This is a genomic window from Anaeromicropila herbilytica, from assembly GCF_016591975.1.
Classification (GTDB): domain Bacteria; phylum Bacillota; class Clostridia; order Lachnospirales; family Lachnospiraceae; genus Anaeromicropila; species Anaeromicropila herbilytica.
On sequence record NZ_AP024169.1, the window covers coordinates 779,508 to 804,702 of the forward strand.

At 33.8% G+C, this 25,195-nt stretch carries 22 protein-coding genes; 19 read left to right on the forward strand and 3 right to left on the reverse strand.

Annotation, left to right across the window (positions count from 1 at the left end):
• The first annotated feature begins 1 nt into the window (after position 1).
• On the forward strand, positions 2-655 hold the full coding sequence (gene fsa / locus bsdtb5_RS03250) for a fructose-6-phosphate aldolase (RefSeq protein WP_271714622.1): 654 nt from the start codon (positions 2-4) through the stop codon (positions 653-655).
• A 39-nt stretch (positions 656-694) separates the two neighbouring features.
• The gene (locus bsdtb5_RS03255) at positions 695-1,519 is read left to right on the forward strand and encodes a DUF3592 domain-containing protein (protein ID WP_271714623.1); all 825 of its coding nucleotides are present in this window, start codon (positions 695-697) and stop codon (positions 1,517-1,519) included.
• Between the two features lie 69 nt (positions 1,520-1,588).
• Here bsdtb5_RS03255 and bsdtb5_RS03260 read toward each other — a convergent pair whose 3' ends face one another.
• Positions 1,589-2,881: an MFS transporter gene (locus bsdtb5_RS03260; RefSeq protein WP_271714624.1), complete on the reverse strand. Its 1,293-nt coding sequence runs from the start codon at positions 2,879-2,881 to the stop codon at positions 1,589-1,591.
• A gap of 161 nt (positions 2,882-3,042) precedes the next feature.
• On the opposite strand from bsdtb5_RS03260, the gene bsdtb5_RS03265 reads away from it, so the two are divergent.
• The 3 genes from bsdtb5_RS03265 to bsdtb5_RS03275 all read left to right on the forward strand — a co-directional run bounded on the left by bsdtb5_RS03265 (position 3,043) and on the right by bsdtb5_RS03275 (position 5,613).
• On the forward strand, positions 3,043-3,675 hold the full coding sequence (locus bsdtb5_RS03265; protein ID WP_271714625.1) for a TetR/AcrR family transcriptional regulator: 633 nt from the start codon (positions 3,043-3,045) through the stop codon (positions 3,673-3,675).
• Positions 3,676-3,822: 147 nt separating this feature from the next.
• A complete protein-coding gene (locus bsdtb5_RS03270; RefSeq protein WP_271714626.1) occupies positions 3,823-4,638 on the forward strand; it encodes a transketolase in 816 nt (271 codons plus the stop codon).
• A 21-nt stretch (positions 4,639-4,659) separates the two neighbouring features.
• Positions 4,660-5,613 carry a transketolase family protein gene (locus tag bsdtb5_RS03275; protein ID WP_271714627.1) on the forward strand — a complete coding sequence of 318 codons (954 nt, stop codon included), beginning with the start codon at positions 4,660-4,662 and terminating at the stop codon, positions 5,611-5,613.
• Between the two features lie 183 nt (positions 5,614-5,796).
• Here bsdtb5_RS03275 and bsdtb5_RS03280 read toward each other — a convergent pair whose 3' ends face one another.
• A complete protein-coding gene (locus bsdtb5_RS03280; RefSeq protein ID WP_271712080.1) occupies positions 5,797-6,972 on the reverse strand; it encodes an ISL3 family transposase in 1,176 nt (391 codons plus the stop codon).
• 474 nt (positions 6,973-7,446) lie between these two features.
• Between bsdtb5_RS03280 and bsdtb5_RS03285 the strand changes: the two genes are divergently transcribed.
• From bsdtb5_RS03285 to bsdtb5_RS03295, 3 genes are all read left to right on the forward strand, one after another.
• The gene (locus bsdtb5_RS03285; protein WP_271714628.1) at positions 7,447-7,830 is read left to right on the forward strand and encodes a BlaI/MecI/CopY family transcriptional regulator; all 384 of its coding nucleotides are present in this window, start codon (positions 7,447-7,449) and stop codon (positions 7,828-7,830) included.
• Positions 7,823-9,874, forward strand: a complete 2,052-nt coding sequence (locus tag bsdtb5_RS03290) for a M56 family metallopeptidase (RefSeq protein WP_271714629.1) — start codon at positions 7,823-7,825, stop codon at positions 9,872-9,874. Before bsdtb5_RS03285 ends, bsdtb5_RS03290 begins: the two co-directional genes overlap by 8 nt.
• 253 nt (positions 9,875-10,127) lie before the next feature.
• Positions 10,128-13,085 carry a sugar-binding domain-containing protein gene (locus tag bsdtb5_RS03295; protein ID WP_271714630.1) on the forward strand — a complete coding sequence of 986 codons (2,958 nt, stop codon included), beginning with the start codon at positions 10,128-10,130 and terminating at the stop codon, positions 13,083-13,085.
• 170 nt (positions 13,086-13,255) lie between these two features.
• Here the strand turns inward: bsdtb5_RS03295 and bsdtb5_RS03300 are convergent, their stop codons facing one another.
• Positions 13,256-13,654: a hypothetical protein gene (locus bsdtb5_RS03300; RefSeq protein ID WP_271714631.1), complete on the reverse strand. Its 399-nt coding sequence runs from the start codon at positions 13,652-13,654 to the stop codon at positions 13,256-13,258.
• Positions 13,655-13,922: 268 nt separating this feature from the next.
• Here bsdtb5_RS03300 and idi point away from each other — a divergent pair, with 268 nt between their 5' ends.
• From idi to bsdtb5_RS03355, 11 genes are all read left to right on the forward strand, one after another.
• Entirely contained in the window at positions 13,923-14,441 is a 519-nt protein-coding gene (idi, locus tag bsdtb5_RS03305) for an isopentenyl-diphosphate Delta-isomerase (protein ID WP_271714632.1), read from the forward strand.
• A gap of 70 nt (positions 14,442-14,511) precedes the next feature.
• Positions 14,512-14,874 carry a metal-sensing transcriptional repressor gene (locus bsdtb5_RS03310; protein WP_271714633.1) on the forward strand — a complete coding sequence of 121 codons (363 nt, stop codon included), beginning with the start codon at positions 14,512-14,514 and terminating at the stop codon, positions 14,872-14,874.
• Positions 14,875-15,240: 366 nt separating this feature from the next.
• On the forward strand, positions 15,241-16,233 hold the full coding sequence (gene cbiM / locus bsdtb5_RS03315) for a cobalt transporter CbiM (RefSeq protein ID WP_271714634.1): 993 nt from the start codon (positions 15,241-15,243) through the stop codon (positions 16,231-16,233).
• 92 nt (positions 16,234-16,325) lie between these two features.
• Complete coding sequence (locus tag bsdtb5_RS03320; protein WP_271714635.1) at positions 16,326-17,141, forward strand: energy-coupling factor transporter transmembrane component T; 816 nt, start codon at positions 16,326-16,328, stop codon at positions 17,139-17,141.
• A gap of 219 nt (positions 17,142-17,360) precedes the next feature.
• Complete coding sequence (locus tag bsdtb5_RS03325) at positions 17,361-18,104, forward strand: energy-coupling factor ABC transporter ATP-binding protein (protein WP_271714636.1); 744 nt, start codon at positions 17,361-17,363, stop codon at positions 18,102-18,104.
• A 122-nt stretch (positions 18,105-18,226) separates the two neighbouring features.
• A complete protein-coding gene (gene cax / locus bsdtb5_RS03330) occupies positions 18,227-19,270 on the forward strand; it encodes a calcium/proton exchanger (protein ID WP_271714637.1) in 1,044 nt (347 codons plus the stop codon).
• A 304-nt stretch (positions 19,271-19,574) separates the two neighbouring features.
• Positions 19,575-20,324 carry a nickel pincer cofactor biosynthesis protein LarB gene (larB, locus tag bsdtb5_RS03335; protein WP_271714638.1) on the forward strand — a complete coding sequence of 250 codons (750 nt, stop codon included), beginning with the start codon at positions 19,575-19,577 and terminating at the stop codon, positions 20,322-20,324.
• Positions 20,325-20,355: 31 nt separating this feature from the next.
• On the forward strand, positions 20,356-21,795 hold the full coding sequence (gene larC, locus bsdtb5_RS03340; protein ID WP_271714639.1) for a nickel pincer cofactor biosynthesis protein LarC: 1,440 nt from the start codon (positions 20,356-20,358) through the stop codon (positions 21,793-21,795).
• Positions 21,796-21,884: 89 nt separating this feature from the next.
• Positions 21,885-22,712: an ATP-dependent sacrificial sulfur transferase LarE gene (gene larE / locus bsdtb5_RS03345; protein WP_271714640.1), complete on the forward strand. Its 828-nt coding sequence runs from the start codon at positions 21,885-21,887 to the stop codon at positions 22,710-22,712.
• Positions 22,713-22,984: 272 nt separating this feature from the next.
• A complete protein-coding gene (locus tag bsdtb5_RS03350; RefSeq protein WP_271714641.1) occupies positions 22,985-23,680 on the forward strand; it encodes a transglycosylase domain-containing protein in 696 nt (231 codons plus the stop codon).
• Between the two features lie 146 nt (positions 23,681-23,826).
• Positions 23,827-25,188: an ethanolamine ammonia-lyase subunit EutB gene (locus bsdtb5_RS03355; RefSeq protein WP_271714642.1), complete on the forward strand. Its 1,362-nt coding sequence runs from the start codon at positions 23,827-23,829 to the stop codon at positions 25,186-25,188.
• Positions 25,189-25,195: the final 7 nt, after the last annotated feature.

The following is a 25,195-nucleotide window of genomic DNA, read 5'->3' on the forward strand; positions in this document are numbered from 1 at the left end:
AATGAAATTTTTTCTAGATACAGCAAAAGTAGAAGATATTAAAAAGGCAAATGAGATGGGAGTAATATGTGGTGTTACAACGAATCCATCCCTTATTGCAAAAGAAGGAAGACAATTTGAAGAAGTAATTAAAGAGATTACCTCAATCGTTGATGGGCCAATTAGCGGAGAAGTAAAGGCAACAACAGTAGATGCAGAAGGTATGATCAAAGAAGGAAGAGAAATAGCAGCAATTCATCCTAATATGATAGTAAAGATTCCAATGACAGTGGAGGGATTAAAAGCAGTTAAAGTATTAGCAGCAGAAGGAATAAAGACCAATGTAACTTTAATATTTACTGCAAATCAAGCATTGCTAGCAGCAAGAGCAGGTGCAACTTATGTATCTCCTTTCCTTGGAAGACTTGATGATATTGGTGTAAGAGGCGTCGATTTAATCTCAGATATAGCAAATATCTTCTCGGTATCTGGAATTGAATCAGAAATCATAGCAGCGAGTGTACGTAATCCAATTCATGTAATGGACTGTGCCTTAGCTGGAGCAGATATTGCTACTGTACCTTATGATGTTATTGTTCAAATGACGAAACATCCATTAACGGATTCAGGAATTAAAAAATTCCAAGAAGATTACAAAGCTGTTTTTGGAGAATAACTTACCTGTTGCAAAATAAAGTAAAAGGAGACGAAAGGCATGAGAATATTTAATGAAATTACGCTACAATCATTATTTATTATTCTGTTTGGTGTTTTTATCTTTACGATTGGAACTACAATGTTGCGAAGTTATTATAGGCGAAAGAAAGGTATGGTAAACCAAGGAACTGTAATTAAGAGTAAGCATTTTGATAAGCGAGATGCAGACGGAAATCTGATTCAGAATTACTACGAGCTTGAGGTTGAATATCGTAATAATAATCAAATAGAACGTTGTAAAGTCAATAATCATCGTGAGTATCAAAAAGGAGATATTGTAGAGTTAGTGAAGAATAATGCAATTAGAAATAATATTAGCATTTCCGAAAGTGATGACGCTTCGTTTATTACAATATGGAGTATTATCCTTGGAGGCATAGTCATTGTATGTATGCCATTTGCAGAACAAAAATATGGATTAGGAATTTCTTCTTTATTATTAGCAATGGTATTGTTATTTGCTGGAGTTTCGCTTATCGCTACTTATTATAAGAATAAGAATAGAAAAACGATCGCAGTAGAGGCAACAATTGTAGATGTATTACAATGGTACAATGCAAGAAAAGATACAAAACTAATCAAGCGGTCTGTCTCTTATTATCCGATTTTGCAATATAGCATGAATAATAAAATTAAGAATATGAGAAGTAAGTACAGTTCTAGTGTAAAAAATAAATTTCCAATTGGAACTAAGCAAACAATATATATTGATAGTGAGAATGGTCATGTAATAGAGAAAGCTCCAAGAGTTAGTATGCTTATTTTTGGAATAGTTTTGTTTGCTATAGCCATTATTGGTATTGCAAGCAATATTACAATATAATTGTTTAGATAAATGACGCACTCAATCTGTACGATATGAATGCGTCATTTTAAGACAAATCGAATAAGTTTAATTATTGGTAGATAAAAGTTCTTTGGTCTTAGAAGAGATGAAAAGGTTACTATTAACTAAATGATGTATGAAATAAGTAGCTGCCAAGGAAATTATCGCAACAATAACATAAATGATATAAGCATTTGCTGAAAGATATTCATATAGAGCACCAAATATAATCTGGCCAATTGGCATAAAAGCAGTAGCTAGAGAAGCCACTAGCGCCATTATCTTTCCCATCATAGAGGGTGGTGTTTCGACTTGTAAAAAAGTCATAAATATAATATTAATATTTGCTAGACATGCTGCAAATAAGAAACTTATCATGGTAAAAATAATATAAGCCATATATGGAACACTTCCGGTATGATGTAGAAATGGTAGAGTGGTAAATCCCATACCAACAATAAGTAGAACCAATACTACGAAGTAGTAATGTATCTTAGATAGTGGAAATTTTTTTGCTAAAATATTAACTAATAAGGCTCCCGTAATCATACCTAAGCCAATGCAACCTTCGGATATTCCATAGAGCTCATCGGATACACCAAATAAGATTTTCTCAATATATGGGATTCCTACGGTATAAATAGGTGTAAGGAAAAGGTTAAAGGCAGAGCTAAGTAAAACCATATAGAAAATCAATCTTTGCTTATGAATCATATAGGACATACTTTCCTTGATGTCATTTACAAAGGTTAGAAAAGCATTATTCTCCAAACCTTTTGTACCATTAGGAAGAATAAGAAAACACTCAATGCCTGCTGAACAAAGAAAACTAATAATATTTAAAATGAAAATGATATCAATTCCAAAGGAACCATACAAAAAGCCAGCGGCTATTGGTCCAAGAAGAGTTGTAATAGCAGAAATTTCACTAACAACACTATTGGCTGCAGTTAAATTACTAGTAGATACAATAGCTGGAATACATGCACGTACTGAAGGCTCATAGATACTTTGTATAGTAGCTAAAAGGCACATTAATATCCCAATTAGGATTAACATAGGGCTCTTGTAATTAGAGATAAGTAAAAAGAGTATAAGAACAAGAGCAGAAGCAAGATCAAGTATGATTAGTATCTTTTTCTTGTTGAATCGGTCCGCTATAGCTCCGCCAAAAGGTGCCAATATAATCTGGGGGAGAATGCATATGGATAAGATGATAGAAAATATTGCAGCAGAACCAGTTATATCTAAAATGTAGAGGGAAAGAGCAAAACGTTGCAGAGAATTCCCTAATAGAGAGATAATCTGACCTGCTATTAATATTAAAAAGTTCTTGTGAAAAATCTTCGTTGAATTCATAGATAGCCTCCTAAAAAAAGTGAACTATAGTTCAATATATTTGCATTATATCACCTTGGAAGAAAAAGTCAACACTAAAATGAACTAAAGTTCACTTTAGTTGACAAACTAATAAAAAGCAAGTAAACTAAGGGCATATTCTAAAAGGAAGAAGATATGATATGGAGAAAAGTACAAGAAAAGTCCAGATGAGGACAGTAGAAAGTCGTGAAAAGCTTTTAAATGCATCGCTTAAATTATTTACTGAAAAGGGATATTATAATACCAATACTAAGGAGATTGCTAAGGTTGCCGGTATCTCTGTTGGTAATTTCTACAACTATTACAAAGATAAAGGTGATATATATTATGAGCTAGTCGAGAAATATTTGGATGAATCGAAAATTGCTATATCTGATGTTCTTGAGCATATTCTTGAAAATAATCTAGGGGAAGATGAAATCATTCAATTTATAGTGGAATACGTGGATAAGCAAATGGAGAGAGCAATCATATCAGATCGTTTTTTTACAGATCTGCAGGTGATTGCAAAAGATATAGAGAACCTATCTCGTATTCTTGAAGAAGGAAATGAGCAGATAGTAACAATACTTGAAGAGTTTCTTAGTAAATATCCAAAAGTAAAAAAGAGGGCTTCTTATAAAGTGATGGCAATGATGTCATTTACATTAGCAAATAAAATATCAACAAGTGTTATCGTAACAAAGGGCACAGAAGTATACCGGGAATATTTAGATGAAATGATTGCAATTATTCTATACTATATATTTGGAATTGAGTGGAGAAGGGTATAAACCATATGTTGGGTAATCCATATAGTAAATAAAAGTCAAAAGAATGATTGGGAATTATTTAGAAATCTGCATATTAGAGCAATATAATTGGAAATGCTAATATTAATACTAAAAATAATTGATAGAAGAAAGAAAGGAAATTTCATTATGGTAACCGTTGAATTACAGAAAATCGCGAATGAAGTTCGAAGGAATATTATTACGTCAATTCATGCTGCAAAAGCAGGCCATCCAGGAGGTTCTTTGTCAGCAACAGAGATTTTTACTTACCTATATTTTAACGAAATGAATATTGATCCAGCGAATCCAAAGAAAGAAGATCGAGATCGTTTTGTTTTATCCAAAGGACATACTGCACCTGGATTATATGCTACTTTAGCTCTGAAAGGTTATTTTCCAGTAAAAGACCTTATTACACTTCGACAAATTGGTTCTTATCTACAAGGACATCCTGATATGAAGCATATTCCTGGTATCGATATGTCCAGTGGTTCATTGGGACAAGGAATCTCAGCTGCAGTTGGTATGGCGCTTTCCGCTAAGATGTCTAATGAGTCATATCGTGTTTATACTCTTCTAGGAGATGGAGAGATTCAGGAAGGTCAAGTCTGGGAAGCTGCCATGTTTGCTGGAGCTAGACAATTAGATAATCTAGTAGTAATTGTAGATAATAATGGTCTTCAAATTGATGGAAGGATTGAAGAGGTATGCTCTCCATATCCAATTGATAAAAAGTTTGAAGCATTTAATTTCCATGTAATTAATGTTGAAGATGGAAATGATTTTGAACAGCTAAAGGTAGCATTTGATGAAGCAAGAGAAGTAAAAGGAAAACCAGTTGCAATTATTGCGAAAACAGTAAAAGGAAAAGGTGTTTCCTTTATGGAGAATCAAGCATCATGGCATGGAACTGCTCCAAATGATGAACAATTCGCTGCTTCCATGAAGGAATTAGAAAAATAAATTAGTGCAAAGGGGATTAATATGTCAGATAATAGCTCAATTAAGACAATAGCAACAAGAGATAGTTATGGTAATGCATTAGTTGAACTTGGTGAAAAATATGTGAATCTTGTGGTATTAGATGCTGACTTGGCATGTGCTACAAAAACAGGAGTATTTAAGAAAGCATTTCCAGATAGACACATTGACTGTGGTATTGCAGAATCCAATATGATGGGGATTGCGGCAGGATTAGCTACAACTGGAAAAGTACCTTTTGCAAGTACATTTGCCATGTTTGCAGCAGGACGTGCATTTGAACAGATTCGTAACTCAATTGGATATCCACATTTGAATGTTAAAATTGCTGCAACTCATGCGGGAATATCCGTTGGTGAAGATGGAGCAACCCATCAATGTAATGAAGATATCGCTTTGATGAGAAGTATTCCTGGGATGGTAGTAATCAATCCGGCAGATGATGTCGAAGCAAAAGCAGCAGTGAGAGCAGCGTATGAGTATGATGGACCTGTTTACCTACGATTTGGAAGACTTGCTACACCAGTAATTAACAATTCTACTGATTATAAATTTGAGATAGGTAGAGGAATTCAGTTACGAGATGGTAAAGATCTAACCTTAGTTGCTACTGGTCTTTGCGTAGTACCAGCTTTAGAAGCAGCAGAACAGTTAGCTAAGGAAGGAATCGAAGCAAGAGTCATTAATATTCATACAATTAAGCCACTTGATGAAGATATCATCTTAAAAGCTGCAAAGGAAACTGGACATATTGTAATTATAGAAGAACATTCAATTATTGGTGGATTAGGCAGTGCTGTATGTGAATATTTAAGTGAAAATTTACCAACAAAGGTATTAAGAATAGGAATTAATGATGTATTTGGTGAATCAGGAGCAGCGGTAAAATTATTAGAGAAATATGGTTTAGATGCGAGAAGTATTTATAACAAGATAAAAGAGAATATATCGAAGTAGTATGAAGATGTAATATAAAGCGTTCTAGGAATGTAAAGCAATTTGTGGCTCTTTGTCAAGTGTTGGGGTGTGAGGTGCGTTGCACCCGCACTAACACTGACAATAGAGCTATTTTTATGACTAGGTTCTATAATAGATGTTTTTTTGCATGACAAATAAGCCTCTTGAAAACCGACCATTTTTTTACATAGAACTGTGAATGATACGTGTACGAAATCTTTCGAAATTACGTACACCATAAGAACTTCTTTTTAGTACTTTGATTTTATTATTGAATCCTTCCGTAGGTCCATTTGTATATCCATACTTAAAGGCATTAAGTATATACTCAGACCAGCGTCTATATGTTTTTGCACATGCTTCAAATTCGTGTAATCCAGAGCTTTCAGCACTTTTTACCCACTCCCAAAATTCAGTTCTTTGATATGTATAGCTATTACTCTGACATATTTCATAGAACCATTCTTTTAACCTGTGAGCTAGTCGTAAATCATCACTGTATTGTAGCATTAAATCACAGGCTTTTTTGTTGTCATCTTTTAATTTAGAATATCGAGTCAGTATAAGTTTTCTACTTCGCTTATAGTACTTTCTAAGAGTTGGTGTCATGGATGCTTGTAAACGTTTACGAACACTTTCAATTGCCCAGGAAACCTGACGAATGTAGTGATATTTATCTACGATGATTGTGGCATTAGGAAAGAATGTTTTGGCAAGATCTATATAAGGTTGCCACATATCAGAAATAAAAAATTTAACACGATATCTTTCATCACGACTGCAAGATTTAAAATACTCAATAAGATGGGACTGAGTACGATCCGGTAAAATATCAAGAATACATTTTTTCTTTGCATCCACCAGAATACATTGATATTTGGAATCACCAGCATTCCCTTTAAATTCATCAATTGAAATGCATTGAGGAATATGTGGTTTATCATACGAGAGTGTATCAAGAATACGTATTACTGTATTCATTGAGACATTAGTTTGGGAAGCAACATATTTAATACTGTTGGTTGAACGAAGCAATTCAACAATTTTGAAGGATAGTCGTGTTGTACGTTGCTGATATTTAGCTATAAAACTATATTTCTCGTAAAAACGTTTACCACAAGAACATACATATCTTCGTTTTCTTAACAATAAATAAGCATTGGACAACTGAAAAGGTAAGTCTTTAATTTTCTGCCAACGATAATCGTGTATTTTAGATGTTCCAGCTCCACAACAAGGACAAATTTGAGGTTTGGGATTGGTTTCAATCTTGATAATAATTCCATCTAAAGTGTGTTGCACACTTTTTAATTTTACACCTTCTAAATTTAAAAGATTTTTGTTACAATTAGATTGCATCTATATAAAATACCTCCTTTAAAATGTTAGCTTTGGTCGGTTGGCATGTGAAGAGGCTTTATATAGATGTATTTTAATATAAAAACAAAAATGTTGGAAGTGTGTTTTTAACACACCCCAACATTTATTATAGAACCCAATTTGTTCCTAGAACGCTTTTGCTATTATTTTCGAACTACGCAGTAATATAGTTTATTGAATATATGATAAATTCAGAAATTAAGTTATATTCCTACTTGATTATTAATTTGATGCTTTATGATTAATAATAGAAAATGACGATAAAAAATGGAAAAATATCCTTGACAAATGATGGTGACGGATGTAACATCTAATTAATAGGTGACAAATGTAACTTCTATAGTTTGCGCAAAGAAAATTAAAATATTTAATCATTTCTAGGCATAAACTTTAGATGAGCAAAAGTCATGAGCAAAATTCATGCGTAAAAGCAGGTGTGGGAATGGAGAAGAAATGGAGAACGTAAATAAGATATCACAAGCAGAACTTGTCGTTATGCAAGCTCTATGGGAAATAGGAAGTCCAGTATCTACTGGGGAACTGTATAAAGTATTAACATCAAAGATGGGGTGGGATCGCTCTACTGTTCGAACTTTATTGAAACGATTAACCGAAAAAGGGGCAGTTACGGTCAAAAAAATAAATGTCATGTGTTACACACCAACTATCACAGAAGAAGAGTATTTAGAAGAACAGACTAAGAGCTTCCTAGATAATCTGTATGGTGGAAGTGCCAAAAGGTTAGTATCCTCTTTGGTAGAAAATTATGATTTATCCGAGAATGATATTGAGGAGCTAAGAGAATATTTTAATAAGGAGTGTGAGAAACATGATTGATGTATTTAAAACAATATTAGCAATGTCCTTATCTGGAGCTGCCCTAATAGTCATTCTTTATCTATTACGTCCGCTTGCTAATCATACATTTTCAAAAGCTTGGCAGTATTATATATGGCTGATTGTATGTGTTAGATTAATCATTCCATTTTCGCCAGATTTTGGAGCCCTCAATACAGTATTTCAGAATACACATAAAGTAGAATCTACCACGAGTTCGAACGCTTCTTTGGGCACCAATACTTACAAAGAGGGAATTCAAGAAGGAGTCGATAGTAAAGCTGATTCCAATGGTGCTATAACAGGCAAGAATCAATTGACCAAAGACGATGTAAATACTACGATAAGAGATTCTAAAGATACTAACTTATCGAAACAAGTTTCGAATGATACCCTAGCTAATAATATAAATGATTCCACAGTAAAAGGAAACAATGAGCAATCATTTCTTAATCTATGGACAATAGGGGCATTCGTATGGTTAGCAGGTGTTTTATTTTTATTAGTTAGAAAAGCAATACAATATATCAAATTTGTTTCATTCGTATATAAAGATCGTGAACCAGTGGTAAATCAAACGGTGCTAGCGTCTTACACTAAAGTGGGAATTGATCTTAAGATTAAGAAAAAACCAAGAATATATAGAGATGGAAAGATTGGGTCACCAATGCTAATTGGTATAGTAAAACCATCGATTTATTTGCCAGATCATACATTAGGTATGGATGAAGAAAGTCTTAACTATATCCTTCGTCATGAATTAATTCACTACAAAAGATATGATTATTTATATAAATGGTTCTGCGAGTTCATATTAATTACCCATTGGTTCAATCCATTCGTATATCTTATGAGTAGACGGATAAATGAAGAATGTGAGATCTCTTGTGATGAGGCTGTGGTAAGAGACCTTGGGAAAGAAGAAAAATTTATATATGGAAATATATTATTAAAGGCTGCACAGAATAACAACTATAGTAGAAGTGTGCTTTCAACAACTTTATGTGAGGATAAAAAAGGTCTTCAAAAACGATTAGGTACTGTAGCTCATGCGAAACGTAAATCTAACATCATCATTATATGTTCAACCTGTACAGCTTTTATCATATGTCTAGTTGCAATCTTTCTTGGAACTTATTCTATGCATGAGAAACTAGAGGGTAAGAGCAACCAGAAAGAAACACAGGTGAGTACCAATTCTACGAATAACTCATCAAATACTAACAATAAGGATTCGAATATAGTAGAAACAGTTAATACGGATGATAATGTAGCAGTTAATTCAAATGATAAAGGGACAAATAATAGCGGAAAATCAAATAGAAATGTGAATTCAAATAGTAGTGAAAACACAGATACAAAGAAAGACCATATCGTGAAATCAGACATTTCCGTAAAATATGTGAAAGCTTCTGTAGGAATGGGAAATATAACATTAAAATATAATACGAAGAATGAATATGATATTACAGCTAATTATGAAACTTCAGGAAAATTAAAATACCAAGATATTATTAAGAAGTTGATTAAAAAAGCAGAGCTAACAACAGATGTTTCAGGCAATGAATTAGAGATTAGTATCCGTACAAAGGACACAAAAAAAGATATATGGAATTATATTAACGAAAAATACAATAATAAAAATTTAAACTTTTCTGCAAATTTAACAATTCTAATTCCAAAGAATATGCAGAAAATAGATTTAGATACAAGTATGGGAAATATTAATGTAAAGGACATTGGTGGAGAAGTTACATTAGATACTTCAATGGGTAATATTTATGCAAAGAATATCAATTTTACTGGAAAAAGCGAAATGGATACATCTATGGGAAATATCTACTGCACTGTTAGCAAAGATATCTCAGAGGAGTCCAATGTATCTTTGGATAGTTCCATGGGAAATATAGTAATCAATTCGAATTCTCTTAAATCAGATAAGAAAGATGGAAGTGATTTCTTATCCGATTCTATGAAAGTAGTGATTAATGGTCTTTGTAATATAGATGCATCAACTTCGATGGGAGATATATCACTGAAATAGGGATTTGGGACCCAACATTATTATTAGAGTTGCCCGACAAATGACCTGTTTGGTAGGTAGTCTAGGCAATTTATTATTAGTAAAGGTTTAATAAGTTGTCTAAATATGTTACGGAATCAAAAATGGGTTTTCTTGCTAAAAAATGAGTGTTATAATAGTGATAAGCAAAATCTGTTTATGGGGATTGTGTAAAAAGTTTTAAGAATTATTGTTACTATAATTTACACGGAATACAACAAGCGAGGAGGCATTTATGAAAAGAATTGATTTAAAAGGAAGTTGGGGTTTTCGTTTAGACAAAGAGAAAACAGGTATCGATAATAAGTTATATAATGCAATGCTGGAAGATTCAATAGATCTTCCAGCTACTGTTTCAACAGCAATGAAAGGGGTTCCATCAGAAGAGAGAAATACAGGATATTTAACCGATCCTTATCATTTTGAAGGTTACACTTGGTACTCACGAGAGGTAGACTTTACAGATTCGGAATTAAATGGAGAAGAAAAAGATAAAGTAAAAGAGTACTTTCTTGTATTGGAAAGAACAAGAATCTCTCACGTATGGGTGGATGATAATTATGTTGGAAGTAATAATAGCCTCTGTTCTTCTCACAGATATCGTATCACCCCATATATTAAGGACAAACATAAGATTACCATCATGGTAGATAATACATCTTATCCGGTTCCGGGAGGACATATGGCATCTCCAGATACTCAGACCAATTGGAATGGAATTACTGGAGAGATATACATAGAGGAAAGTAGCCAGATTTATCTTACCGGGGTGAAAATAAGTGCTAACGCAGTAAAAAAGCAGATTGAAGTGAAGGTTAATTTAAATGGTATAAAAGGACCTGATTTAAAAAATTATAATCTAAAAGATCATAGTCTAACAGATAATGCTCAAAAAGAACTAGATCCAATAGAAGAATATTATGTAATTGCTTCAGTTATGGATCAAGACGCTGAGAAATCTTATCCTAAAGAAACATATACTTTACAAAAAGATGAGAATACATTTATCTACAATCTAGATGACACAGTAGGAACCTGGAGTGAGCATTCACCAAAATTATATTGCCTACATCTAGAATTGAGAGATAAACAGGAAGTTATTCTAGATGAATACGACTATTCTTTTGGTTTTAGAGACTTTAGGGCAGTAGGAAAATACTTTGAGATTAACGGAATGCGTACCTTCCTTAGAGGAAAGCATGATGGAATGATCTTCCCAGTTACTGGTCATGCACCAACCGATGTTGAGAGTTGGCTAAAAGTTCTTACTACAGCAAAAGAGTACGGAGTGAACCATTATCGTTTTCACACATGCTGTCCGCCAGAGGCAGCATTTGAAGCAGCGGATCAATTAGGAATCTATATGGAACCAGAGTTACCATTCTGGGGTACGGTGACAGATGAGAAAGACGAGAATCATGATGAAGAAGCTCAAAGGTATCTTATCGAGGAAGGGTATCGTATCTTAGATGAGTTTGGTAATCATCCATCTTTTGTTATGATGTCACTTGGAAATGAGCTCTGGGGTAGCAAAGAACGTTTAAATCATATTCTTTTAGGATACCGTAACTATGATTCAAGGCATCTGTATACAAGCGGATCTAATAATTTTCAATTTATGCCTTGTATCTTAGAGAACGAAGACTTCTTTGTAGGTGTAAGATTCTCTAGAGATAGATTATTCCGTGGTTCTTATGCTATGTGTGATGCACCACAAGGGTATATACAGACGATGGCGCCAACTATGAGTTATAATTATGATCAGATGATACGCCCTAGTAACGTAATTGGAGAAAGTGCAACCAGTGGTGAGGTTACAATTCAGTATGGAACAGGCACTAAAACAGTGAAAATGGATGCTTCGGAGGAGTTAATACCAGAGGTACCAGTAGTATCTCATGAAGTAGGTCAATATGCTATGTATCCTGATTTCTCAGAGATTGAGAAGTACACAGGAGTACTAAAGGCAAGAAACATGGAAGTATTTAGAGAACGTTTGGAAGAAAAAGGGATGCTTCACAAAGCAGAACAATTCTTCAAAGCATCAGGAAGATTCGCAGCGGAATGTTATAAAGCGGAGGTTGAAGCAGCACTAAAAAGTAATGAGTTAGCTGGATTCCAGTTATTAGACTTGCAAGATTTTACCGGTCAAGGAACAGCTTTAATTGGTATATTAAATTCATTTATGGAGAATAAAGGTGTTATCTCACCAGAGGAATGGAGGCAATTTTGTTCCGATTCCGTTCTACTAGCAGAACTACCTAAGATGATCTATCATGTAGGTGAAATTGTGGATATAGGAATAAAACTAGCTGTTTTTAGCCCTGAGGGGGTTAGAAATCCAAAAGTAAAATTAAGTCTTATGGACGGAGAAGAGATTCTTGCAGAGGTAGAGAATAGCACTCAGGGAGAATACCTAGCGGGTGTATATTCACTTGGAGAACTTAAGCTTAAAATGCCACAAGTAGATATTGCTAAGAGATTAGTTATAAGGGTTATCGCAGGTGAGCCAGATAGTAGGGATGTAAAGAACAGTGATATAAAGGATAGTGATTTAATAAACAGTGCTATAAAGAATAGCTATGATATATGTGTATTTCCTGAGATTAAGGATAAAGAATATGACTCAAATATAGTCTCAGACAACAATATCATAATCTCAGAAAATATCATAGATGCATGTGAAGAACTCAAGAAAGGTAAGAAAGTCCTATTATACCCAGGTAATCTAAATGATACCAATTCTATTGAAGGAACTTACTGTACTGATTTTTGGTGTTATCCAATGTTTCGCTCCATATCAGAAAGTATGAAGAAGCCAGTACCAATAGGAACACATGGATTGTTGATTCAGAAAGAACATCCAGTATTCAAGCAATTTCCTACTGAGTATTATTCTACTCCAGAATGGTATGATATTGTAGAGAATTCTCGTGCTCTTATACTTGATGGTAAGAAAATAGAACCTATTGTATGGACGATTGATAACTTTGAAAGAAATCACAAGCTTGGAAACATATTCGAAGTGAAAGTAGGAGATGGAAAGCTACTAGTATGTACTTCTAATCTGCGTAGACTAACAGAAAGTGATCCAGCAAAATGGCTTGAACATAGCATCTTAAAATATATGAGCTCAGAAAAATTTGAACCGGTTGCTGAGATTCAGGTTAAGGATGTAGATCAATTATTCTAATTGTTTTTTCAGCCCTGAGTGTATTGTAAAGTTGTGAATAAATAAGTTTAAATAATATGAAAAAATAGGAGTCCAATACAATGAAATGATCATTGAATTAGACTCCTATTTATATCTAAGTAAATGTCTTTCTCCAATTTCCACTTGAGAATCTAAAAAGTAAAAGTTGGTTAAGCATTTTTGGATATTTTTATAGTTATACTATATTTTATAGATAAAATTAAATACAATATAAAAAAAGCATATCCTATAATTAATATTGCTTCAAGTATATAATCTTGAAATAAGGCTAAATGCCCTTTTGAAATAAGGTACCTAAGAACGCCAATGATAATTCCAATAGCATAACAAGGAATCTCATAAGTCTTTTTACTACTTACTATAAAGGTGGATAGTATTAAGAATGCTGATAATAGGGTGATGCTCCAGCTGAAACTATCTGCAAGAAAATAACCTTTATTGTGGCTTAAATAATTGAAGTACAAAATAGAGAATAACCAAGTTACTGTCAACGGTACAATGAGTGAAATGTAGAGAGTAGTAAAGATAAATCTAATTTTTTTAGTCATGGAAAGTCTCCTTTCTTAGGATAATATTTGTTAAGTTAATAATAACATATATTTACAGAAAACATAGATGGAATTATAATTTAATTTATCTTAGAATATAAGGAAGGTACTAGAATAACAAATTAACTTAAGTCAATGTAAATTGTATGAACAGCTGAGTCGATGTAATAGTATACCGAGAGAAAATTACTACATCAAGATGGAGATCGGAATAGATAGAATAAGAATAGCAGAAAAAGCATATAAGAATACCTAAGGAGAAAATGAAATGACAGAATATATTATTGAAGTAAACCAAGAGGACCAGGAACTAGGGCAAGTGGAAAAAATGGAAGCTCATAGAAAAGGTATTTTACATAGAGCGTTTTCCATTTTTATTTTTAATTCAAAGAATCAATTATTATTGCAAAAAAGAAACACTAATAAATATCATTCTGGTGGGTTGTGGACGAATACTTGTTGCAGTCATCCTAGGGTTGGTGAAAAGCTAGAAGACGCAGTAGATAGAAGATTAATGGAAGAGATGGGATTTCATTGTGAACTAAGTGAGAGATTTAGTTTTACGTATCAAGTACAATTGGATCATAACCTGATGGAGCATGAATACGATCATGTATTCATCGGAAGATATGAGGGGAATGTTCTTCCAGATGAGAATGAAGTGGAAGCTTATAAATGGGTAGACATTTTAGAACTTAGTGAAGATTTGAAAGCAAATCCACATTTATATACATTCTGGTTTCGCAGTATATATGATAAAGTGATGGAACATATTACTTTAGACTAGACAATTAGTAATGAAATAATTGACAATATAATGTATACTAAAGACAAATCATGAGGAGGATAGGACAGTAATGGAGAATGAAAAGAAAGAAGAACAACAAGTTCATACTCATATAGCATCGGATGGAACTGAATATGCACATAGTCATGTTGAGAACCAAGTGCATAAACATAGTCATCAGAATACAAAGGCTGTACTCAATCGATTATCCCGTGCTAGTGGGCATCTAGAATCTGTAAAGAGAATGATTGAAGACGGAAAAGATTGTAGTGAGGTATTGATTCAGTTATCTGCAGTCATAGCAGCTCTAAACAATACGGGAAAAGTAATCTTAAAGGATCATATGGAACATTGCATTGTAGATGCAGTAGAATCAGGTGATAAAAAAGCAGTTGAGAATTTGAATAAGGCGATAGATAGTTTTATTAAATAGGAATTAGTAATATATTACGGATGGACTACGCCCCAATATATAATATATTTATTGATGTTTATATATCATTATACACAATTTAAGTTATCAAAGACTTTTGACAGTTAATATATATATCCATAACCGGGGGATATGCAATTTTGAAATTGATGGTAATAGGGCATGGTATATCATCCATAATATAGATAGAATAACACTTTCTTACAATGAAAATAGTTAATAGATGATATCCCCCACATAGGCTTGTGCATGTAAATGAATGATTTATAATAAGTGATATATAAAAGGAGTTGCCTAGACTGCCTTTCAAAAAAGGACATTTGTGAGGGCAACTCATAAAATCTATTTATGAAAGGTTAATTAACTATGCATATTCCAGATAATTACTTAAGCCCTGCAACCTGTGCGGTTATGACGACTGCAATGGTTCCTGTCTGGGTAAAATCAGTTCGAAAAATGAAAGAAGAGATTCCAAAGGTAAAGATACCATTACTTGGAATTGGAGCGGCTTTTTCTTTCTTATTAATGATGTTTAACGTGCCTCTTCCAGGAGGAACAACAGGTCATGCAGTTGGAGGAACTTTGCTTGCAATCTTATTAGGACCCTATGCAGCTTGTATTAGTGTTACAGTAGCACTTTTGATTCAAGCGTTACTCTTTGGAGATGGGGGTATCTTAGCCTTTGGTGCAAATTGTTTCAATATGGCATTTGTACTTCCCTTCTTTGGATACTTTATTTATAAATTTATTAAAGATCGAGTAAGAACAGAAAAAGGAGAGTATGTAGGAATTGCTATAGGTTCTTATATGGGTATCAATGTAGCTGCTTTTATTGCAGCTATAGAGTTTGGCCTTCAGCCTTTGTTATTTAAAGATGCTACAGGACAGCCATTATATTGTCCATATTCACTTTCTGTATCTATTCCAGCAATGACCATACCACATCTACTAGTAGCAGGTGTCATCGAAATGATATTTACTGTAGCCATTGTAGCTTATATTAAGAAAGTATCACCAGGAACAATCTACGATGGAGCAAAGCAAAAGACTAATGCAATCTATGGTTTAATTGCTCTTCTTATTTGTTTCACACCACTTGGACTTCTTGCAACAGGGACTGCTTGGGGTGAATGGGGAACAGATGAGATCAAAGAAGTGGCTAGTGGTGGTAATGTGTTGGGGTACATACCTAAGGGAATGAAGGATGGATTCAACTTTGAAGCTATTATGCCTGATTATGCAATTAGTGGGTTACCAGAGGTAGCAGGATATATTTTATCGGCACTCGCAGGTGTAGCAATATTAATTATACTATTTAAAGTTATCAGTAGTTTTATGAAAAGTGGAAGTAAAGCGTGAGAGAATTAGAGGAATCTAGAATCTTAAAAATATGCTTTTACACCCCTAAATTTTAGAGCAACAAAAGGTTACACATGGGAGCTATGAAACATATGAAAAAAGAAACTTCAAATATGCCAGATTGGCTATTAGAAACAGAAAATTACATACCAGAATCAGATCAGGATACTTTTGTTAACAAAAGTATCCTGTCTTTGCTGAAGGTAATCGCGAGAATTAAAAGTCAGGATCAAGAAAAACAAGCAAAATTACAGGTGAACGTAACACTTCACGTAGCATTTACTTTTATATTATTAATTTTGCTGTCTCTGTCTAGAAGTTTTATATTTGTCATTGTTATTAATGTTTACTTATTATTAATTCTTAGTGCCATGGATGCAGAGAAAATCGTTAAAATATTAAAAGTTAGCATAGGAGTTAGTTTTTTTACATTCCTTGTTATGGTGCCAGCTATATTTTGGGGTAATCATTTCAGCTCGATTATGATAACATCAAAAGCATTTGCGACTGTAACCGCTGTTGGTATATTATCACATTCAACAAAGTGGGGAACAATAACTAGTGCATTCAAACGATTTATGGTACCGGACATATTTATTCTGGTGCTAGATATTACAATAAAATATATTGTAATGCTGGGTGAATTTGCATTAAATATGTTATATGCATTAAAGTTAAGATCTATAGGTAGAAATAAATCGAAGTATACATCACTTTCTGGAATAGCAGGTAATATGTTTATCAAATCAAAAGAGATGGCAGAAGATATGTATCAAGCAATGGAATGTAGAGGATTTACTGGTGAATATCATGTCTACTATAAATCAAGATTCCAATACATCGACTATATTTACTTAATTGTCAATGTAGCGATATTTATTCTATTTTTTTATTTTCAAAATATATGATGAGATGCCCGACAAATAACCTGTTTGGGAGGTTGTCTAGGCGCATTCGCTTATTCTGTTTTGTGCAAATTGCCAAGCTAGATACTGAAACAGGTCATTTGTCGGTCCACTCATATGATAAATTAGAGGTCAAAAGCCTTTTGGTATGGAAATTCAAAACGTTATCTAATCATAATAATGATAACAGTATACGCACAATAGTCAAAGATTGGAGTTCATATGATAGAAATAAAAGAGGTCTATTATTCATATTCTGAGGAGGTCGCTCTTAATAATATTAATCTAGCCATTAACAAGGGTGAAGCAGTAGCATTATTGGGTCCAAATGGTAGCGGAAAATCTACACTTTTAAAATTAATGAATGGTATTATCTCACCAAGCAGAGGAACTTATAAGTTCAATAATGAGGAAATTACGGAGAAAAGGCTTAGGGACAACCGATTTGCTAAGGAACTACATCAGAAGATTGGGTTTATATTTCAGAATTCAGATACACAGCTTTTCTGTTCCAATGTGTATGACGAGATAGCATTTGGTCCTAGACAAATGGGAATTAGTGAATCAGAGGTAGAGAAAAGGGTGGAGGATTGCCTTGAATTATTAAGTATTGATAAGCTTAAAGATAAGACTCCATACCATCTTAGTGGAGGCGAAAAGCGTAAGGTTGCCATTGCTTGCGTATTGTCACTTAATCCAGAAGTGTTAGTACTGGATGAACCAATGAATGGGCTAGATCCAAGAACACAGAGGTGGCTTGTAGAATTTTTAACACGTTTAAATAAAGCGGGTAAAACATTAATTACATCGACACATAATCTTGAATTAGTTCATGAGATATCAAATAGAGCGATTCTATTTGATGAGACACATTCTATTGTGGCGGATATGCCGACTAATAAGTTATTAGAAGATGTTGAATTATTAAAAAAGGTTAATCTTGTGGATCCATTCTATAAACGCTAATGCTATTCTGTAGTTGTAGGTGATGGTAATAATTACTTGTATAAATACTAGTATTTGATATAATGATTAGAGTATGGAAAAGAAAGATATAGTTTGCAATATAAGAGACGAGGAGACAGAACATGAAAGTTTTAAAATATTTACTTATCTTCATCCCTATCAGTTTAATAGGTGAATATATGCACCTATCAGAACCATTAATTTTTATATTTTCCGCTCTAGCAATCATTCCATTGGCAGGTCTTATGGGAGAGTCAACAGAAGTCATATCCTATTACGCTGGAAATCGGATTGGTGGTTTTCTAAATGCTACATTTGGCAATGCAACAGAGTTAATCATTGCATTTTTTGCTATGAGAGCAGGCCTATTTGATGTAGTCAAAGCTTCTATTGCTGGTTCGGTAATTGGAAATATTCTATTAGTATTAGGATTAAGCATGTTAGTAGGCGGATTAAAGTATAAAACACAATATTTTAACCAAAAAGTAATTGATGTTACTGCAAGCATGTTATTATTTGCAGTCATAGGGTTAACGGTACCTGCGATCTTTACGCATACCGTAAATGCTAAATTATTAACAACAAGGTATGAGGGTCTTAGCATTATAGTTGCAATTATTATGTTTGCTATCTATATCCTAAGCTTGGTATTCTCCTTCTATAGCCATAAAGATCTATATGCTACCGAGACCACAGAAGAATCTAAGCCTGAATGGTCCTTGAGAAAATCAATCATAGTATTAGTAGTTGCTACGATATTAATTGGTATTGAGTCAGAAGTATTTGTAGGAAGCGTAGAACCAATGACTAAGGCTTTTGGGCTTAGTGAGTTCTTTGTCGGAATTATTTTAGTACCAATCATAGGAAATGCAGCGGAACATAGTACAGCTGTATTAATGGCATATAAGAATAAAATGAATGTTGCAATTGAGATTGCGCTTGGGTCTAGCTTACAAATCATATTATTTGTAACACCAGTTCTTATTTTCTTAAGCCTATTGTTTTCACCAATGAGTATTATATTTAATGCATTTGAATTAGTTGCATTAATATTTTCTGTACTTATTGCAAATCGAATTGCAAGCGATGGTGAATCAAACTGGCTAGAGGGTGTTCAGTTAGTTGCAGTATACATTATTATTGCTGCCTCATTCTTTATTTTATAGTAAGGTGAAAAGAATCTGAGAAAGTTATATTGAATATGAAAAATGTAGTTTTAAGATAATATGCTGAAAAAGTAAGAAGTGATGAATCATTGAGGTTTATCACTTCTTACTTTATTTCTGAAATTTAAACATAAATTATTAAAATCCAATAAAATAATAAGTACTTTTGTAAAAAGAACTTGACTTAAAGTTAACTCGAGGGTTTAAAATAGAATAATAAACATGTATATTTACTATAGAATAGATAAGATAGATTCGGAGAATTAAGCAAAGTGAATAATTAATACGAAGAGAAGGGGCAAAGATGGACGTTAACAAAATACTAAATGATGTAAAAATAGGTAATATGAGTATTGAAGATGCAGAAGAACAATTAAAAAAGCTTCCTTATGAAGATTTGGGATACGCGAAATTAGACCATCATAGAAAGATACGCCAAGGATTTGCAGAAGTAATATTTTGTCAGAGCAAAACAGATGAACATTTGGTTCAAATCTATGAGGATTTGTATAAACAAGATAGAGAAGTATTTGGAACCAGAGCCAGTGAACATCAATACGAGTGTGTAAAAAATATTATTCCTGAGATTCAATATGATAGAGTATCTAGAATACTAAAATATGAGAATAAGGAAAAGGTAAGAAAAGGATGTATCGTTATCTGCACAGGAGGAACTGCAGATATTCCAGTTGCAGAAGAAGCAGCGCAAACGGCGGAGTTCTTTGGCAATCATGTTGAAAGATTATATGATGTGGGGGTTGCAGGAGTGCATCGTCTACTATCTAATATGGATACCCTAAGGAAAGGAAACTGTGTGGTAGCTGTAGCTGGTATGGAGGGAGCGCTTGCTAGTGTAGTAGCTGGCCTCGTAGAAAAACCTGTGATTGCAGTTCCAACCTCAGTTGGATATGGAGCCAATTTTGGTGGCATGTCTGCTTTACTTACCATGATTAATTCCTGTGCCAATGGAATATCCGTTGTTAATATTGATAATGGGTATGGAGCAGGATATATAAGTTCACAGATTAACCGATTAGCGATACAAACAAATTAGTAATAAAAATATGAAAGGTATGGAACACAGAATGGGTAAAACACTATATTTAGAATGTAATTCAGGAATTAGTGGTGATATGACAGTAGCTGCTTTATTGGATCTTGGGGCAGATCAAAAAGTATTATTCGATACACTAAATAAGTTGAATCTAGTAGGATATCAGTTGCACGTTGGAAGAACGAAAAAATGTGGAATCGATGCATGCGATTTTGATGTGATTTTGGAGGAGAACGAGGATTACAATAGTCCTCATATCCATGAGAGTATGGACGACAGCAATCATGCTAATCAATCTATAGAAAATAGTAAACATACGCATAGTATTCATGAAATAGAAGACAGCAATCATCATCATAGCAATCACTCAATAAATGATAGTGATCATATGCATGAAGTACATCATATGCATTTTCATGAACACCGCAATATAAAAGATATATATGAAATTATCAATCGTCTCGATGATGAAAATATTAAAGAATTATCCAAGAAGATATTTGATATTGTTGCTAAGGCTGAGGCTAAAGCACACGGTATACCGTTAGAGGATGTGCATTTTCATGAAGTTGGAGCGATTGATTCAATTGTGGATATCGTTGCAACTGCAATCTGTATCAATAATCTAGGGATTACAGAGGTTATTGTATCCCCATTAGCAGAGGGAAGTGGGACAGTAAAGTGCCAACATGGAAGGATGCCAGTTCCAGTTCCAGCAGTAGTAAATATTGCGATGATGAATGACTTGATTATTAAAACCACGAATAATCAGGGTGAAATGATTACACCAACTGGAGCAGCCATTGCAGCAGCCTTAAGAACGAGAGATTCATTACCAGATCAATATCGTATTAAAAATATTGGTATAGGGGCTGGCAAGAAAGATTTTGAATCTGCGAATATTCTTCGAGCAATTATAATAGAAGAAATAGTGGATGATAAAATAGTTAACAATAAAACTACGCAAAATGCAACCGATCAAACTTTTAGAATCAGGCAAAACGAGAATACTTCAAGCAACAATAGCGAAGAAATCATCTGGAAATTAGAATCCAACATTGATGATTGTACTGGAGAAGCTCTTGGTTACACAATGGAGAAATTACTTGAAGCAGGAGCAAGGGATGTATACTATACTCCAATTTATATGAAGAAAAATAGACCTGCCTATCTATTGTCCGTTCTATGTAAAGAAAAAGATTGTAGCAAATTAGAAGATGTTATTTTTAGACATACCACTACGATAGGAATCCGAAGAATTTCATACGAAAGAACAATATTAGACAGAGAGATTATTGCGGTTAAGACTCCATATGGCATGGTGAAAGCAAAATTATGCAAAAGCGGAGAGAGTACCGTTTGCTACCCTGAATACCAAAGCGTTCGAGAAATATGTGAGAAAGAAAATATGGAGTTTCAACAAGTATATACCATGATTATTCATGAATATTATCTAGGATTAGAGCGTTAAAAGCCTTTCTCTATATACACTCAGTACACAAAATAAGGTATTTGACCCTCTAATCATAATCAATATTATTAGTCAAAAAGGAGACCGAAATGACCCAAAGTAATGAATTGCTTATAAAGAAAGAAAAGTTAAATCAATATTTTTATCAATTATTAGAAAAAGGTGATATCTGTATTGCATTCTCTGGCGGAGTTGATAGTAGTGTTTTGTTAAAAACAGCTACAGATCAAGCGGATAAATTGAACCGTAAAGTGTATGCAATTACCTTTCAAACAGTACTGCATACACAGGCAGATCTAATTAATGCCAAAAATATAGCAAGTAAGACGAGTGCCATCCATAACGTGATAGAAATTAATGAATTAGATAATGAGCAACTTTTAAATAACCCAATCGATCGTTGCTATATCTGTAAAAATCATCTGTTTGGGCAGATGATGGAATATGCAAAAAGATTCGGCGTAGAGATCTTTGTTGAAGGAACCAATCGTGATGATCTGGATGTATATCGTCCAGGAATTAAGGCAGTCAAAGAATTAGGAGTACATAGCCCTCTCGCAGAGTTAGAGATTCGAAAAGCAGAAGTTAGAGAACTTGCAAGATTAGAGAATCTCGAAGTAGCAAGTCGCCCATCCACACCATGTATGGCAACTAGACTTCCTTATAATACAAGGATTACAGAAGAGATTCTCGAGAGAATAAAGAGTGGAGAAGAAGTTGTAAGAGCATATGGCTATCAGAATGTCAGAGTTAGACTGCATGGTGATATTGCAAGAATAGAAATTGATTTTTCTGATTTTACAGACTTCTTAATCCATAAAGAGGAGATCGCTAAGAAGTTGAAAGAATTAGGGTTTAGATATATCACCCTTGATATGGAAGGGTTCCGCTCTGGTAGTATGGATATATTTGAGTAGAATTTGATAGATAAAAAAGACGATGAGAGTTACCTGCAAAGGTATTTATCGTCTTTTTTTGAATCAACAAATATAAGGCAAAGTAGGAACACCAGCTTATAGGTGTGAATACTTTGCCTTTCTTACATTCAATGTGACAAAAATGAAAGATAAATGTAAGCCAATGAAATGGATTCCAAAATAGGATAGGTATAAAATAAGGATAGTTAAAAAAACAACGAATAAATAATTCTTATATAAAAATAAACAATACTTAGAAAGAAGGAATCCATATGTCAAAGGAAACAATTATTTTATTAATAGTACTAATCATAGCAATGAACATTATTCGTCCACTCTTAAATACAGCAAACAGTAAATATACTTTAAATGATAATTTAATCGATCAAATCGCAGCTAATGTACCAAACTATACAAAATATGAAGATATACCACAAAATTTAAAAAATGCAGTTATTGCAACAGAAGATAGAAGATTTTATAAACATTCTGGTTTTGATATGATTTCAATTGGAAGAGCTATTTATGTAAATCTTAAAGCAGGAAGAGTAAAACAAGGAGGAAGTACAATAACACAGCAATTAGCAAAGAATCTATTTCTTTCTAACGAGAGAAGTTTTAAAAGAAAATTCAAAGAAGTATTCTTTACAATAGAGCTTGAAAGAAGATATAGTAAAAAACAGATCTTAGAAATGTACTTAAATGTTATATATTATGGTGCTAATACCTATGGAATTGGCAATGCAAGTAAGAAGTTCTTTCATAAGGATGCCAAAGATTTAAGCCTAGCAGAATGCGCTATGTTAGCAGGTGTTCCTCAATCACCAAATAATTATTGTCCTCTTAACCATCTTGATAGAGCAAAGAAAAGACAACAAGTTGTACTAAAATCAATGGAACGTAGTGGATATATTAAAGGCAATACGGTGGAAGAAGCACAAAGTCAATTGTTATTGATTGGGGAATGAAAATAATATGGAATAAATTTCTTGTACAATGGAAGGTATTTGATATAATAAAAGTATTATTCAATAAAAAAGTTGTATGAACGAGTCTATATTAAGTGTTGAAATTGATAATGGAAATTCAAACAGAGGGAAAGGTATAAAATAATATGGTGCTAAAGACTAGATTATATGGAAAAACATATGAATTTGATTCAGTAAAACAAGTACTAGCAAAAGCTTCCGAACTTAAGTCAGGGGATTGCCTTGCAAATATTGCAGCAGAGTCTAAGTTAGAGAGAGTAGCAGCAAAAACAGTGCTCAGCGAATTAACAGTGAAAGAGTTAAGAGAGAATCCAGTAGTACCTTATGAAGCGGATGCCATTACTCGACTCATTCAGGATGACTTAGATGAAGAAGTCTATCGAAAAGTTCAAAATCTGAGCATGGCAGAATTAAGGGAGTGGATTCTTGACAGTAGGACTACTGGTGAGATGATTACTGAGATTAGCAAAGGTCTTACGAGTGAGGTAATCTCTGGAGTATCAAAGTTAATGGGAAATATGGACCTTATCTATGCAGGAAGTAAGATGCGAATAACAGCAAAGTGCAATACTACGATTGGGGAAGAAGGAGTTCTTGCTTGTCGTCTCCAACCCAATCATCCAACAGATGATGTAAAAGGTGTCATTGCTTCTACTCTTGAGGGATTAAGTTATGGAGCAGGAGATGCCGTGATTGGACTGAATCCAGCGATTGATACAGTGGATAGTACCATTGCAATCTGGAATGTATTAGAAGAAATCAAACATAAATATGAGATTCCTACCCAAACCTGTGTATTATCCCATGTTACGACGCAGATGGAAGCATTAAGAAGAGGGGCAAAGGCAGATCTTTGCTTTCAGTCGATTGCGGGTAGTGAAAAAGCTCTGGATGCTTTTGGAGTTACTATTTCAATGTTAGAGGAAGCGAGACAAATGTTTCTTGAGAAAGGATCAGCGAAAGGTCCAAATGTTATGTATTTTGAGACAGGTCAGGCTGCTGAATTATCTTCCGATGCACATTTTAATGCAGATCAGGTAACCATGGAATGTAGATGTTATGGTTTGGCTAGGCATTATAAGCCTTTTCTTGTTAATACAGTGGTTGGATTTATGGGTCCTGAATACATATATGATTCCAAACAGCTATTAAGAGCTGGATTAGAGGATGTGTTTAATGGACATCTACATGGATTGCCAATGGGGTGTGATGCTTGCTATACCAATCATATGCCTACGGATCAGAATGATATTGAGCTTTTATCAATGTTATTAGCAAATGCAGGATGCCACTTCATGATGGGGTTACCACAGGGCGATGATGTAATGCTTATGTATCAATCAACAGGCTATCATGATATTGCAGCTATTCGAGAAATCACGAAAAAGCGTCCGATGAAAGAATTCGAACAATGGCTAGAGAAGAGAGGATTTTGGGAAAATGGACATCTTGGAAGACATGCTGGAGATCTGAGTGTGTTACTATAGCTAAGTT